Annotated in this window: 15 protein-coding genes; 10 read left to right on the top strand and 5 right to left on the bottom strand. The window is 68.6% G+C overall.

What is annotated here, in order from left to right; genetic code table 11:
* The 6 genes from ON23_RS20445 to lhgD all read left to right on the top strand — a co-directional run.
* On the top strand, positions 1-1,109 hold a 1,109-nt coding region (locus ON23_RS20445; protein WP_039780133.1), incomplete at its 5' end, for an AMP-binding protein.
* Positions 1,110-1,188: 79 nt separating this feature from the next.
* On the top strand, positions 1,189-1,767 hold the full coding sequence (locus ON23_RS20450) for a hypothetical protein (protein ID WP_051042964.1): 579 nt from the start codon (positions 1,189-1,191) through the stop codon (positions 1,765-1,767).
* A gap of 274 nt (positions 1,768-2,041) precedes the next feature.
* A complete protein-coding gene (locus tag ON23_RS20455) occupies positions 2,042-3,544 on the top strand; it encodes a PepSY-associated TM helix domain-containing protein (RefSeq protein ID WP_306307137.1) in 1,503 nt (500 codons plus the stop codon).
* A 279-nt stretch (positions 3,545-3,823) separates the two neighbouring features.
* The gene (locus ON23_RS20460; protein WP_039780134.1) at positions 3,824-4,522 is read left to right on the top strand and encodes a DUF8020 domain-containing protein; all 699 of its coding nucleotides are present in this window, start codon (positions 3,824-3,826) and stop codon (positions 4,520-4,522) included.
* Between the two features lie 135 nt (positions 4,523-4,657).
* The gene (locus tag ON23_RS20465; protein WP_051042959.1) at positions 4,658-5,320 is read left to right on the top strand and encodes a YcnI family copper-binding membrane protein; all 663 of its coding nucleotides are present in this window, start codon (positions 4,658-4,660) and stop codon (positions 5,318-5,320) included.
* A 102-nt stretch (positions 5,321-5,422) separates the two neighbouring features.
* Positions 5,423-6,631: an L-2-hydroxyglutarate dehydrogenase gene (lhgD, locus tag ON23_RS20470; RefSeq protein WP_039780144.1), complete on the top strand. Its 1,209-nt coding sequence runs from the start codon at positions 5,423-5,425 to the stop codon at positions 6,629-6,631.
* A 4-nt stretch (positions 6,632-6,635) separates the two neighbouring features.
* Here the strand turns inward: lhgD and ON23_RS20475 are convergent, their stop codons facing one another.
* Both ON23_RS20475 and ON23_RS20480 read right to left on the bottom strand, forming a co-directional pair.
* Positions 6,636-6,899 (bottom strand): hypothetical protein, encoded by a 264-nt coding sequence (locus tag ON23_RS20475; protein ID WP_039780135.1) that lies wholly within the window; start codon positions 6,897-6,899, stop codon positions 6,636-6,638.
* A 12-nt stretch (positions 6,900-6,911) separates the two neighbouring features.
* The gene (locus ON23_RS20480; protein WP_083904107.1) at positions 6,912-8,633 is read right to left on the bottom strand and encodes a sodium:solute symporter family protein; all 1,722 of its coding nucleotides are present in this window, start codon (positions 8,631-8,633) and stop codon (positions 6,912-6,914) included.
* Positions 8,634-8,834: 201 nt separating this feature from the next.
* Between ON23_RS20480 and ON23_RS20485 the strand changes: the two genes are divergently transcribed.
* Genes ON23_RS20485 through ON23_RS20495 form a run of 3 tightly spaced genes read left to right on the top strand, consistent with a single transcriptional unit; the run spans position 8,835 to position 11,520 of the window.
* A complete protein-coding gene (locus ON23_RS20485; RefSeq protein WP_083904108.1) occupies positions 8,835-9,383 on the top strand; it encodes a pyruvoyl-dependent arginine decarboxylase in 549 nt (182 codons plus the stop codon).
* Positions 9,380-9,979 carry a hypothetical protein gene (locus ON23_RS20490; RefSeq protein ID WP_051042960.1) on the top strand — a complete coding sequence of 200 codons (600 nt, stop codon included), beginning with the start codon at positions 9,380-9,382 and terminating at the stop codon, positions 9,977-9,979. Before ON23_RS20485 ends, ON23_RS20490 begins: the two co-directional genes overlap by 4 nt.
* Positions 9,979-11,520 (top strand): GGDEF domain-containing protein, encoded by a 1,542-nt coding sequence (locus ON23_RS20495; RefSeq protein WP_083904109.1) that lies wholly within the window; start codon positions 9,979-9,981, stop codon positions 11,518-11,520. Before ON23_RS20490 ends, ON23_RS20495 begins: the two co-directional genes overlap by 1 nt.
* A gap of 7 nt (positions 11,521-11,527) precedes the next feature.
* Here the strand turns inward: ON23_RS20495 and ON23_RS20500 are convergent, their stop codons facing one another.
* The 3 genes from ON23_RS20500 to ON23_RS20510 all read right to left on the bottom strand — a co-directional run bounded on the left by ON23_RS20500 (position 11,528) and on the right by ON23_RS20510 (position 13,692).
* On the bottom strand, positions 11,528-12,424 hold the full coding sequence (locus ON23_RS20500; protein ID WP_051042962.1) for a TIGR03619 family F420-dependent LLM class oxidoreductase: 897 nt from the start codon (positions 12,422-12,424) through the stop codon (positions 11,528-11,530).
* A 16-nt stretch (positions 12,425-12,440) separates the two neighbouring features.
* Positions 12,441-12,818, bottom strand: coding sequence for a MerR family transcriptional regulator (locus ON23_RS20505; protein ID WP_039780138.1), 378 nt, complete (start codon positions 12,816-12,818; stop codon positions 12,441-12,443).
* A gap of 112 nt (positions 12,819-12,930) precedes the next feature.
* Positions 12,931-13,692 (bottom strand): DUF6319 family protein, encoded by a 762-nt coding sequence (locus ON23_RS20510; protein ID WP_039780139.1) that lies wholly within the window; start codon positions 13,690-13,692, stop codon positions 12,931-12,933.
* A 412-nt stretch (positions 13,693-14,104) separates the two neighbouring features.
* On the opposite strand from ON23_RS20510, the gene ON23_RS20515 reads away from it, so the two are divergent.
* Positions 14,105-14,576: maleylpyruvate isomerase N-terminal domain-containing protein (locus ON23_RS20515; RefSeq protein ID WP_039780140.1), on the top strand; the 472-nt coding region annotated here is incomplete at its 3' end.

The following is a 14,576-nucleotide window of genomic DNA, read 5'->3' on the forward strand; positions in this document are numbered from 1 at the left end:
CGATCCCGACCGTGGATTCGCTGCGCGAGGGCCACTCCCCCGACCCGGTCGCCGCGCCGGCGAAGCCGGGCGGCATGGTCATTCTGACCTCCGGCACCACCGGCACCCCGAAGGGCGCGCCGCGCGACAAGGTCAGCCCGTTCATCTCCGCACAGTTCCTGGATCGAATTCCGTTGCCGCGTAACGGTTCCATGGTCGTCGCGGCACCGGTCTTCCACGCCACCGGACTGTCGCAGTTCACCCTCGGGCTCTCGCTGGGCAACCGGATGATCTTCCAGCAGCGGCGTTTCGATCCGGAGAAGACGCTCGCCAACATCGACAAGTACAAGGCGGAGTCGCTGGTGGTGGTGCCCACCATGTTGCAGCGCATGCTGGATCTGCCGCCCGAGACGCTCGCCAAGTACGACATGTCCTCGCTGCGGATGATCTTCGCCGCCGGCTCGGCGATCCCGCCGGACGTCGTGACGCGCAGCCTGGACTACTTCGGTGACGTGCTCTACAACGTGTACGGCTCCACCGAATGCGCGCTGATCACCGTGGCGAGCCCGGAGGATCTGCGCAAGTCGCCGAGTACCGCGGGCCGCCCGCCGCTCGGCATCCGGCTGGCGCTGTTCGACGAGAACCGCAAGCGCATCACCGAACCGAACGTCACCGGCACGATCTTCATCGAGAACGCGCACTCGTTCAAGGCCTACACCGACGGCCGCACCAAGGAGACCATCGACGGCATGATGTCCAGCGGCGACGTCGGGCACTTCGACGAGGACGGGCTGCTGTTCATCGACGGCCGCGACGACGACATGATCGTCTCCGGCGGCGAGAACGTCTTCCCGCAGGAGGTCGAGCACCTCATCGCCGACCGCGCCGACGTGCAGGAGGCCGCGGTCGTGGGCGTCGACGACAAGGAGTTCGGAAAGCGCCTGCGCGCCTTCGTCGTTCCCGGTCCCGATTCCCAGCGCGACGCGCAGGAGATCAAGGACTACGTCAAGGCGAACCTGGCGCGCTACAAGGTGCCGCGCGAGGTGATCTTCCTCGACGAGCTGCCCCGCAACGCCACCGGCAAGCTGCTGCGCAAGCCGCTGACGGAAATGGACGTCACCGGCGACTGAGTCGTCCGGCACGCATCGGCCCGGGAGTGCGACTCCCGGGCCGATGGCGTTTTCGAAGCGGTCGGCTATCATTCAGCTCGTGTTTCCCCCGTCCGGCCGCGTATCGGCCCGCGCCCAGGTGTCGACGCGTACGCGTCGGGCCGCGGTGGCGCGGTTACGGGGCGCGTCGGCCGGATCCGTCTCGGGAGCCCTGTCGATCGCCGCGCACGGTTGGGCGGCGGGCGGGATGCCGGTGCAGTCCAGCACCCTGATGCTGCTGGTCGCCGCCTCCACGGCGGTCGGCGCGCTCGTCGCGGGGCTGACACCGCTGCGCACCACCGCCGCCGGACTGGTCACGGCACTGTGGGGCGGACAGCTGATCGGCCACCTGGTGATGTCGGCCGATATGGCGCAGATGCACGATATGCCGCTGTGGACGCCGGCGATGCTGGGCGCCCACCTGGTCGGCGCGGTCTGCGCCGCCGTCGTCATTCTCGGCGCCGAGGCCGCCTACCGGATCGGTACCGCGGTCGCGCGTGTCCTGCCGGTCCCGGTGAACCTCCCGGCGACCGACGAACCGATTCTTCCCCGCAGCGTGCACCGCGACCGGGTGATCCTGCGGATCTTCCCCACCGAAACCTTCCGCACCCGCGGACCACCGCTCCCTGCGTACTGCTGAGACATCTCAACACCCACATTCGCGAATCAGTTTCGCCGACAGCGCGTTCCGTAGTACCGCCACAGTCCCAGTGCGGCGGTACTACGAGGCCACCTCACCGGATTCGGCCGCACCACACGGCACGCCGCCGCGCGGTGCCGGAGGCCGCACCGTCCGGACGTGCATCGACTCTGCGCCGACCTTCGCGTCGGTGACGACCGAGGCGATGCGAGCGACGGCGACGCGACTTTTCGCGCACAACGATGTGGGTGCCCTCGAAACAGGAGCACTACCAGTGAGCATCACCGATATTCCGGCCGCGGGCACCGAGCCGCCGCAGCCGGAGCAGTCGCCGCCCGACGCGGCGCACGAATCACCACCCGGTTCGGACCGGTCGCGACCCTCTCGGTCCGGCCCCGCGCGCGCGGTGCAGGCGCTGGCCATGCGGCTGCACTTCTACGCGGGCGTCTTCGTCGCGCCGTTCATCCTGATCGCGGCGGTGACCGGGGCGCTGTACGCGGCCGCCCCCAGCATCGAGTCGATCGTGAATCGCGATCTGCTGCACGTCGATTCGACCGGTCCGGCGCGGCCGCTGTCGGAGCAGATCGCGGCCGGTGTGGCCGCCGAACCGACGCTGGCGCTGGTCGCGGTCGACCCGGCGCAGCACGCGGGCGACACCACGCGCGTGATCTTCAGCGACCCGAGCCTCGGCGAATCCGAGCGGCGCGCGGTCTTCGTCGATCCGGCGACCGCGACCTCCGTGGGCGACAGCGTCGTCTACGGCAGCACGGGTGCGCTGCCCATGCGCACCTGGATCGATGTGCTGCACCGGAACCTGCATCTCGGCGATGCGGGCCGGCTCTACAGCGAGATGGCCGCGTCGTGGATGTGGATCATCGCGCTCGCCGGTGTGGTGATGTGGCTGCGCCGCTCGCGCGGTTCCGCGCGGCGGCTGCTGTGGCCGGATCGGTCGAAGTCCGGTCGCCCGCGCAGCGTCAGTTGGCATGCCGCGGTCGGGATGTGGATCGTGCTGCCGCTGCTGTTCCTCTCGGCGACCGGTATGACCTGGTCGCAGTATGCGGGTCAGCACATCACGTCGCTGCGCCAGCAGTTGAGCTGGACCACACCGGTCGTGAACACGGCGCTGCCGGGTGCACCGATGCCGTCGATGCCGGCCGGTGGTGAACATGCCGATCACACCGGCGGCCACCACATGCCGATGCCCGTTTCCGCCGACCGCGCCGCCCAAGCCGACAAGGTCCTCGCGGTGGCCCGCGGGCACGGTATCGACGGTCCGGTCGAGATCACGATCCCGGCGAAGGACACCACCGCATTCACCGTCAAGGAACGCCGCCTGTCCGGGGTCTACACCCAGGACGCGATCGCGGTGGACGGTAAGACCGGCGATGTCACCGACATCCTGCGCTACGCGGACTGGCCGCTGGTGGCCGAACTCGCCAACTGGGGCATCGCGCTGCATATGGGCATGCTGTTCGGCCTCGCCAATCAGCTGCTGCTGCTGGCCACGATGATCGCGCTGATCACCGTGATCGGACGCGGCTATCTGATGTGGTGGCGACGGCGTCCGACCCGCGAGAACAGCCCGTTCTCCTTCGGGCGGGCACCGGCACGCGGAGTGCTGCGACGGGCGCCGCTGTGGATCAGCATCCCCCTGGTCGCGATCACCGTGGGGATCGGATGGTTCGCACCGGTGCTCGGCGTGAGTCTGCTCGCCTTCCTGATCGTCGATATCGTCGCGGGCCTGATCGCGCGACGACGCCGGGGAGTTGTCGCCTGACATCCTGAATCGCATTCGGTCACGACACCTGCCGACCTAATTCGGCTGCGCCGCACCATCTTTCCCGCTCCCACGAGCGACGCCGAGTCGCCCGTGCGCTGGATCGCGCGTTCGGCCGGGCCGTGACAGCCGCCGACAGCGATCGGCCGGCATCACCGATTGCGCCGTAATCCGTCGGACACACCGTTCTCGGTCGTCCGGGGCTGCTTCCTGCCCGCGCGCATTCGGCACACCTCCAGCAACTTTCGTTTACCTGATACCGCAAAGGGTTTCATCACCATGGGAATCAAGAACATCACCGCCACCGCCGCCCTCGTCGCCGCCGCCCTGGGCCTGAGCACGGCCACCGCCGGCGCCGACCCCACCGACGCCGGTGCGGTCGGCTTCCAGGCGACCACCACGCCGACGGGCACCGTCGTCTCCACCGATGCCGGATCGCTATCGGCCGACGACGGCGTCTTCACCGTCAAGGCGGCCGACGGCACCGTGCTGGCCGGAACCCAGCTGTCCTTCCGGGTCGACGATTTCGTCTTCCCGATCGAGGCGCAGATCCACGACCGCACCGCGACCCTGACCCCGAAGTTCGACCTCGCGCACGCGGCGTACCAGCCGGTCGCCATGCCGTTCGAGGACAGCGCGCCGTGGAAGACCCCGTACGACCGGGAGCAGGCCGCGTGGAGCCGGATGACCAGCACCCTCAGCGCCGGCGCCTCCATCGGCACCCTGGTGGGCGGCATCGGTGGCGCCGGAATCGGTTGTGTCCTGGGCGGAATCGCGGGCGCGACCATCGCGGCGGCCACCATCGTCGGCATGTTCGGCCCGTTCGTTCCGGCCGCGGTGGTCGGCTGCCTCGGCGGCATCGTCGCCATCGGCGCGCTGGGCACGCTCGCGGGTCAGTTGCTGGTCACCGCCCCGGTGGCAGTCCTGGCCGCGGCGCAGTACTTCACGACGGTGAACTCCCCGTTCCCCGCGAAGTGAGGTAGGCGAAGCCACCCGGCGGAGGCGCCCAGCGCAATCCGCCGGGATCGGCGCCGGCACGGCCGTTCCGGGATATCGTGCACACGATCAGCACAGGTTGTCTCCGTTTTCCCTTCGCGAAGGAGTGACCGCGTTATGAACGAATCCTGGTTCCGCCGCGCCGCGCTCGCCGGTATCGCCACCGCGGCGGCCACCATCCTCGCCGCCGCTCCGGCATCCGCCCATGTCACCGTCTCCGGTCCCGACGCGGCCCGCGGCGGTTCGGCGGTGCTGACCTTCCGGGTCCCCAACGAATCGGCCACCGGTGCCGCCACCACACAACTGAGCGTGCGGCTTCCGGCCCTGACGGAAGCCGAAACCGAACCCGTGCCGGGCTGGAAGACGAAGGTCACCCGCGACGACAACCACCGGGTCGTCGCCGTCACGTGGATGGCGGATCCGGGCGGCGGCATCGGGGCCGGGCAATTCGAACAGTTCTCGGTGCTGGCCGACGGACTGCCGGACAGCGACACCGTCACGCTGCCCGCCACCCAGACCTACGCCGACGGACGGGTCGTGAACTGGGACCAACCCACCTCTGGGAACACCGAACCCGAATTCCCCGCGCCGACACTGGCATTGGCGCCGGCGCACGAGGGCGGGGCGCAGAACCACGGCGACGTCCACGCCGCCGCGGCGGCCGAGGAACACGAGACCGACACCACGGCGCGATGGCTGGGCAGTATCGGCATCGTGCTCGGCGCACTCGGTGTTCTCGCGGCCGCCACGATGTTCACGCGGAACCGGTCGCGGCAATAGCCGCCGCGCCGCCCGGTCGGCCCCGGGGACGCCGGCACCGGAGACCGCCCGTACATTGACGACGAACGTCATGGCCGATCACGGGCGAGAGTGGGAGTGAGCGTGCCGGAGCAGACCGTCGGCATCATCGGCGCCGGCATCATCGGACTGGCGATCGGCCGGGAGATCACCCGCCGGCGGCCCGGCACCCGGGTCGTCGTGGTGGACAAGGAGGATCGGGTCGCGGCCCACCAGACCGGGCACAACTCCGGAGTCGTCCATGCCGGAATCTATTACGAGCCAGGCTCGCTGAAGGCCACCCTGTGCGCCCGCGGACGGCAGCTGCTGCGCGACTACTGCGCCGAGAAGCGGCTGCCCTACGACGAGGTCGGCAAACTGGTCGTCGCGGTCACGCCGGACGATGTGGTGCGGATGGACGCGCTGGCCGAGCGGGCAGGCAGCAATCGCGTGCCGGGACTGCGGCGTATCGACGCCGGCGAGATCCGGGAGCTCGAACCGCATGCGGCGGGCCTGGCCGCACTGCATTCGCCGCATACCGCCATCACCGACTTTCCCCGGATCGCCGCCGCTTTCGCCGACGACATCACGGCCGCGGGCGGGCAGATCCGCCTGTCCTTTCCGGTCACCGGTGTCACGCGCGCAGCGAACGGCATCCACCTCGGCTCGGACACCGAGGAGCTCGTGGTGGACCGGCTCGTCGTCTGCGCGGGCCTGCACAGCGATGCCGTGGCCGGGCTGGCCGGAGACGAGCCGGGGCCCAGAATCATTCCGTTCCGGGGCGAGTACATGCTGGTCCGGCCGGAGAAGAAGGATCTGGTGCGCGGGCTGATCTATCCGGTGCCCGATCCGCCGTACCCGTTTCTCGGTGTGCATTTCACCCGCCGGGTGAACGGGGAGGTGGAAGTGGGGCCGAACGCGGTGCTCGCCCTCGCCCGTGAGGGATATCGCCGGTCCGCGGTCTCCGCGCGGGACCTGCGCGACCTCGCCGCCTGGCCGGGGTCCTGGCGGATGGCGCGCCGGCACTGGCGCACCGGGATGCGGGAAATCTACGGCTCGCTGTCGGCGCGGGCGTATATGCGGGCGGCGCAACGGTATGTCCCGGATATCGGCGTGCGCGATGTATTCCGGGCCGGTTCGGGTGTGCGGGCGCAGGCCGTCGATGCCGGCGGGGAGCTCGTCGACGATTTCCGCATCCACCGCCTCGGCCCGATCACCGCCGTCCGCAACGCACCCTCGCCCGCGGCCACCTCGAGTATGGCCATCGCCGAGCACGTGGTCGACGTGCTCGAGCAGGACGGCGAACAGCGTTGAGCCGCTAGGGTTGCCCCGGGCCGCCGGGCGTGTCGGTCTCGGACTGCTCCGGTTCGGATTCGGTGAGTTCGCGCACCGGGCGCAGCACCACCCACAGCAGGAAGGCCGCCGCCGCGACGAGCATCCCGACCCCGGCCCAGAGGTTGATATTCCACCCTCCCGTGCGCACCCGCTCGGCGGCGGTGTCGTGGACGAGTGAGGTGACGACGAGGATCAGGCCGTAGCACCCGAGCAGGGCACCGACGATGGTGCGGATATCGAAAAGCATGGCGTCACTTCCTCATCCGACGAAGATGTTCAGCGCGATCACGATGACCAGGGCGATCCCGGCGAGCAGCACCGGTCGCTGATACCACGGCAACGTCGCGGCATCGGGATCGGTGAGCTGGGCCTTCGGCGTCTCCGAATACACCAGTCCGACCAGTTCGGCGTCGGGTTTGGGCGTGGTCCACATACTCACCGCGATACTGAGCGCCATATCGACCACGAAGGCCACACCGGCGGCGACGAAACTCGACCCCTGCCCGGACAGATGGAACACCTCGGCCTTGTTCAGGATGAAAATCACCACCGCACTGAGGGTTCCGCACACCAGGCCGACCCAGCCGGCGGTCGGGGTCATCCGCTTCCAGAACATGCCGAGGATGAACGTCGCGAACAGCGGCGCGTTGAAGAACGAGAACAGCGTCTGCAGGTAGTCCATCATGTTCGAGAAGCTGCCCGCGATGAACGCGGTACCGATCGCGATGGCCGTGGCGCCGATCGTGGCGAGGCGGCCGACGGTGAGGTAGTAGCCGTCGGGCTTGTCCTTGACCGCGTACTGCTGCCACAGGTCGTAGCTGAAGACGGTGTTGAACGCGGAGATGTTGGCCGCCATCCCGGCCATGAACGCCGCCAGCAGACCCGCCAGGCCGACGCCCAGAAGTCCGTTCGGCAGAACCTCTTTCATCAGGTAGAGCAGCGCCTGATTGTAGGTCGCGTCGCCCTGACCGGTGTTCTTCAACTCGGCGATCTGCGGGATCAGCAGTGCGGCGACCATACCGGGGATGACGACGATGAACGGGATGAACATCTTGGGATAGGCGCCGATGATCGGGGTGCGCCGCGCGGCCGAGATCGAATGCGTAGCCAGCGCGCGCTGCACCTCGACGAAATTCGTTGTCCAGTAACCGAACGACAACACGAACCCGAGACCGAGCACGATGCCCGTCACCGACAGGATGTTGTTCGAGAAACCGCTCAGCTCGTGGCCCGGCCAGGAGTGCCACTGTTCGGAGCCGTCGGGCCGGGCGGTCACCTGGTCCTTCAGACCGCTCACACCGCCGATGCGATGCAGGCCGACCAGGGTGAGCGGCAGCAGCGCCGCGACGATGACGAAGAACTGCAGCACCTCGTTGTAGATCGCCGCCGACAGACCGCCGAGGGTGATGTAGGACAACACGATCAACGCCGCGACGATCACCGACACCCAGAGCGGCCAGCCCAGCAGCACATTGACGATCGAGCCCAGCAGGTAGAGATTGACCCCGGCGATCAGCACCTGGGCGAGCGCGAAACTGATCGCGTTCACCAGATGCGCGCCGGTGCCGAAGCGGCGCCGCATGAACTCCGGCACACTGCGGACCTTCGAGCCGTAGTAGAACGGCATCATCACCACGCCGAGGAACAGCATGGCCGGCACCGCGCCGATCCAGAAGTAGTGCATGGTCGGCATGCCGTATTCCGCGCCGTTGGCCGACATGCCCATGATCTCGACCGCGCCGAGATTCGCGGAGATGAAGGCAAGGCCGGTGACCCAGGCGGGCAGCGACCGACCCGACAGGAAGAAATCGATACTCGAGGACACCCGTGCGCGTGCCATCAGTCCGATACCGAGTACGAACACGAAATATACGGCGACCAAGGCGTAGTCGACAGGTGCGGCATCGAGCCGGAGCTGATCCGCACCCAGCACCGCCGCCGCTGCATCGAACCGGTGCGGTAGCTGAGCAAGAGGCTGCATACGGATCTCCTGTCGGAAAGACCAGCGGTCGACCGGGTCGCGATATGCCCGGATCGTAGCGCGCCCCAGTGCATCTCCGGGGCCAGTCCGCGTCCCCGCGCGGCGCGCGCCGGGTCGATCTGCCACTCTTCGAAGAAGGAATTTAGAGAAACGCCGCCCTGCAAAATGCCACACTGGTGAGCCCGGGAAGGATCGAACACGATGCTCACAACTCATACTTCGCTCGACCCCCTCGGCCGCCGCGATCGCGATCGCGAAGGATCCGCGACGCTGACGATCGAGATCGGCACGGCGACGGGAACGGGCGCCACCGAGGTGGCCGCCTTCGACGCGGCCCTGTGCGAACTCGGTGTGGGAGAGGCGAATCTGATCCGATTATCCTCGGTGATCCCACCGCGGGCACAGCTGCGGCGCACCGCGCGGGTGCGCCAGCGGATCGGCTGGGGCGACCGTCTCTACTGCGTCTACGCCCTCGGGCACGCGCGGACGCGGGGCGCCACCGCGGCCGCCGGGATCGGCTGGACCCTGTGCGCGGACGGTTCCGGCGCGGGCCTGTTCGTCGAACACGCCGCCGAAACGACCGAGCAGGTCGAGGATCTCATCAACGCCAGCCTCGCCGATATGACCGCCGCGCGGCCGGGACGGTTCGGCCCGATCCACACCGCCACCGTCGCGGCGCGCGCCGACGGCCGCGACACGTGTGCACTGGTGCTGGCCGCGTACCGGACCAGCGGCTGGGATCGCCCGTGAACGATGCGCTCGGCGCCGGGGCGTCGTGGCCGGGCGTCGAGATCACGCTCGAGGCGGCGATCGCGGACGCCGAGATCGAGCTCTTCCACGACCTCTACGAGCAGGCCTTCGGACCGCTGCGAGCGCAGGCGGTCGCCCGGCAGGTGCTGCATCGCAACGAATTCCGCGCGGAGATGACCGACACCCGGATCGACAAGATCGTCGCCCGCACGCCGGCCGGCGAACCGATCGGGCTCACCACTCTGACCCGGCATCTGGATACCGTGCCGTGGATCAGTCCGGAGTATTTTGCGACACGGTTTCCGCAACACGCCGAGCGCAATGCGATTTACTATGCAGGTTTCACCCTTGTTACCCCAACTGCGCGACACGGGGTGGCTTTTCATGCCATGATCAGTACAGTTGTCCAGATCCTGGCGGCAGATGGTGGGGTCGTCGGCTGGGACATCTGCTCGTACAACAATTCTCAATTCTCGTTCGCCGACGCACTGCGCAGTGCGATCGGTGAACAGGCGAACGTGGAAGTCGCGATCGAGGATTCACAAACCTACTACGCGGCTCGGTTCATCGACGACGACGCGGACCAGGGGGGCTGATGACATCCGGCACACAGCACCACCACACCACCCGCATCCGGCCGCTACGCACTTGGCCGCCGGAAAAGCTCTGGCGCACAACGCTATCGGCCGCCGTCGTCCTGATCGTGGTGGTCCTGGCGATCGCCGAATCACCGGCGCTGTCGCTGACGGCGGTGCTGGGTGTCGTCGTGGCGACGCTGACCATGATCGGGACGGGAGTGCGGCGGCATCGGCCGCCCGCACCGGCGGCCTGGTATCTGCTCGCTCTGTCCGGCGTCTTGTTCGCCGCCGGAACGCTGCTGCGCGATTTCACCGGCAGCGGTTTCCCGCCCTACGACGATCTGGCGACGCTGGCCGGCTACGGCGGCGTCGGCGTCGCCGCCTTCCTCTGGCTGTGGCCGCGGCGCTCCAGTTGTCAGCGCGACCTGGTGCTGGATTCGGGGTTGATCGCGCTCGGCGCCCTGCTCGCCTCGTGGACCTTTCTCATCTCCCCCGTCCTGCACAACACCCGGCAGTGGGACGCCTCGGCGCTGATCATGCCGATCTATCCGGTGATCGACGCCCTCCTGCTGACGCTGGTCACCCACTCCGTGGTCACGTCGTCACGTTCGGAGACCTCGTTGCGGCTGGTGCACGTCGGGCTGCTGGCGATCCTGGTCGCCGACCTCGGCTACAACCTGCAATCCGCCGGTTCGGTACATCTCGACGCACGCGTGCTGTTGACGCCGCTGCTCGTCGCCTACGCGATGGTGGGGCTGGCGGCGCTGCACCCGACCATGGTCACCCTCGGCGGCGCCCGGCGGGTCCATCCGCACCGATCCCGCCAGCGGGCCAGCGTGATCGCGGTGACGCTGGTGGTCGCCTCACTGGTGCCGACCGTCGGCGCGCGGGTCGGCACGGTGGACCGGGTGGTGGTCTCCACCCTGCTCGCCACGCTGCTGGTGGGTGTGCTGGTGCGCAGCGAGCGCGCGATCGTGCGCAGTGCGCGCAGCGAACGCCGGGCCCAGTACCAGGCCGACCACGATATGCTCACCGGCCTGCTCAACCGATCCGCGTTGCTGCGCGCACCGGCCCGCAATCGCGAATTGTGGACCGGCCGCCCGATCTGCCTGCTGTTCCTCGACCTGGACGGCTTCAAGACCATCAACGACAGCTACGGTCACGCGGTCGGCGACGAACTCATCGCCAATGCCGCTGCCCGCATCCGCCGCGTCATCCACCGCGACGACGTCGCGGCCCGCTACGGCGGCGACGAATTCGTGGTGCTGGCCGGCGCCAACCGGGCCGAGGCGGCCGTTCTCGCGGAGAAGCTGCTGGCCGCCTTCGGCAAACCCTTCGAACTGTCGGTCACCGAGGTGACCATCGGCGCGAGCATCGGCATCGCCTGCAGCGGGCCGCGCAGTACCGACGCCACCATCTACGACTTACTGCGCGAAGCGGATTCGGCCATGTACCACGCCAAGGACTATTCGCTGGGCTGCGCATTCCACGACGACCTGCGCCACCTGCCCCAAGCCGAGAGCCGGCGGCGAGTGCGCCGGCACGAACCGGCGGTATGAGCAGCGGTCACACCGCTGGCAGCCGGTCGGTACCGCGGCCCGCGCCCGCGGGTGCGAGCGCGAAACGTTCGGCGAATTCCGACATCTGATCGTGTTGCTGTGCGGGTTCGGCCCCGGCGAATCCGACGACGAGGCGATGCACACCGTGTTCGCCGAGTTGTCCGGCACGGTCGACGGAGATGTCGGCCGATCCCCATCGCGTGTACTCGAGAGCCGCGGGATCGCGGCCCGCCTCGACGGCGGCGTCGCGGGCGAGCGCGAACTGCCGGTCGCGCTCGGCTTCGGTCAGCATGCCACCGGCGAAATACCCGTTACCGCGCCGCCCGGCGCGCCGCGCAGCCGCCGCGCTGGAACCGCCCACGTGGATCGGAAGTTCGCTTCCGCCATGCGGTTTGGGGTAGCTGCACAGATCGTCGAAACCGAAAAACTCACCCCGGTGGCTGACTCCCTCCGCACCACCCGACCACAGCAGCCGCAGCACGTCGATCGCCTCGTCGGCGCGGCGGCCGCGGGTGCGATAGTCGACCCCCAGCGCCTTCGCCTCCCCCGGCAGACTGCCGAGGCCGACGGTGAGCAGCCGCATCCGCCCACGGGACAACACGTCGATCGTCGCCAGCCGCTTGGCCAGCACGACCGGGTGGCGGTAGGGCAGTAACAACACTCCCGTGCCGAGCAGAATCCGCTGGGTGGCGGCCGCGACGAAGCTCAGGCAGTCGAGCGGATCGAAATACGGCAGGGTGGGCGGCAATTCGCCCGCGCCGTAGTCCGCCCCGGGATACAGCGCGATGTGATCCTGGACGTAGAGCCCTTCGAATCCACAGCTTTCGGCATGCCGGGCGAAGTCGACGAGCCGATCGGGATCGGTGCCGTTGAACGCCGTGCTGTAGCTGACCGCGAAACGCATCCGGAAAACCTCCGAGTTAGCAGGTGAACGCGCACTTCGGCGGCGGCCCGGCGACAGCGTCGATCCGGTCCGTCAGATGCCTGCGTGCGGCGCCGAGTCGGGCGATCGCATCGTCGATCTCGGCCAATTTGCGACGCAGTGACTCGACCGATTCCGGGCATTCGTCACCCGACCCGTTGCCACCGCGCAGACAGGTGACGAACGGCTGCGTATCGGCCAGATCGAATCCCAGCTCCAGCAGATCCCGGATCTTGCGTACGACGTCCACCTCGTGTTCGTCGTACACGCGGTAGCCGTTCGCCGACCGCCGGGACCGGACCAGACCCTGCTGCTCGTAGTACCGCAGCATCCGGGTGCTCGTTCCCGCCCGCTCGGCCAGTTCTCCGATCAGCATGAATTCCCTCTCGCCACTGCCGCCGCAACGCTAAACGTTGTCATCGGTGTCAACGCCAGGCCGCGGGCGCGTATTCGCGCCCGCGCGGAGGGCGAGGTGGCGGGCGGCCCGGCTACCCGGACAGTTCGTCGAGGAGGCGGCGGGCCTGTTCGAGTTCGGCCTGCAGTTGTTCGACCTTGGCGCGCTGCGAGTCTCGAACCGCATCCAGGACGGAATCCACGACCTCGGCCACCTCGGGGTGCAGCAGTTTCGCGGCCTGCGCCACCGAGGCGCCCGGTACCGACAGCCCCTTGATGGTGCGCTTCTTGCCGTGCACCACATCGACGGTCCATTCACCGTCGGCGGTGCCGGCCAGGGTGACCGTCACCTCGGGCGCCTTGGATTTGCGGGCGGCCGCGGCGGGCTTCTCACGCGGAGTGCGGGCGGGCGTGGCGGCGGGTTTGGCGGCCGGTTTCGGATCCGAAGCAGGTTGCGGCGCGGGCGCTTTCGACGCCGCAGCGGGCACCGGTGCCGGGGTGGGCGGCGCGGTCACGGACGACGACATGCTCACTGCGGTGTCCTTCCTCGTTGCCGGCGGCGTGGCGCCGGTGGTCTCGGATGTGGTGGTGCGCTTGTCCTTGCGGGCGGGCTTGGCCAATGTCACCTCGGTCGGCGAGAACGACATGACATCCTTCGAGCCGGTCGGCCGGACCTGCAGGAAGTCTCCGTCGGCGGGATCACCGAGTGCGATCACCTTGCCCGAACGCCCCTCGGATACTCCCACTGCCGCCGGAGTGAACCACACCATGGGTGGCCGGCCGTCGGCGAGCTCGGCCGCTATCTGTCGAATCTCGGTGTCGGACAACGGTTGCGGTTTGGTTCGTGGGGACGTCATGGTGTACTCCGGGCGGGCTCGTAGACATCTGCGTGCCAAGAGCATGCCCCATGGCACCGACAAGTCCACATCGCGCGTGCCGCCCGGGCCCCGGTCGACACATGGGCAACAGCTCAGCGAACCGGCTGCTGCGGGAACGACGAACTCGACCGCGTGACCACGTGGCATGGCAGATCCCCGACGTGCGCCCGTCGGCACAGGAAGGAGTCGCCGCAATGTTTCGGCGAACGACAGGGCCCGACCGCTTCTCCAGCACGCGGCGACTGTCACCGTCCGCCACACCCGAGGCCCGGTGCCGGTGTGTCTCCGCGCCGGTCAGGGGCCGAAGTCGGGGCGCGCTCTGGCTCCCGGCGACCACGAACCGGTAGCGTGCGCTGTTCATGAGGAGTTCGGTGGTCGTCGAGGTCTGCCGATGAGTTCGCGATATCTGCCCGGCCTGAGCGAAGAGCGCCGCGCGGTGATCGAATTCTGCGGGGAGTTGACCGACGAGCAGTGGGCCGCGCCCAGTGCGGCCGCCGGATGGTCGGTGGCCGAGGTCGTCATCCACCTGACGACGGGAGTGCGCGCCCTGCTCACCCCGAGTGCCGCCGCCATCGTCGCCACCCGCGATCTGGAGCGCCTGAACGAACAGCTGGTGGACGAAAAGCGTTCCCACACAACACGTCACGTGCTCCCGGAGTTCGACACCTGGTCGCGGCGCGGGGTGCGGGCGCTGACCGTGTTCACCGCGGCGGGGATCCGGCGCATCCAGCTGCCGATCGGTGAGCTGGGCTGGTATCGGCTGGATCTGATTCCGGCGATGCTCCTCTTCGACTGGCACACGCATCTGCGCCACGACATCGCACCCGCGCTCGACCTTCCGCCGCCGCCCACCGACGCGCTGC

The organism is Nocardia cerradoensis NBRC 101014 (assembly GCF_000308535.1).
Classification (GTDB): Bacteria; Actinomycetota; Actinomycetes; order Mycobacteriales; family Mycobacteriaceae; genus Nocardia; species Nocardia cerradoensis.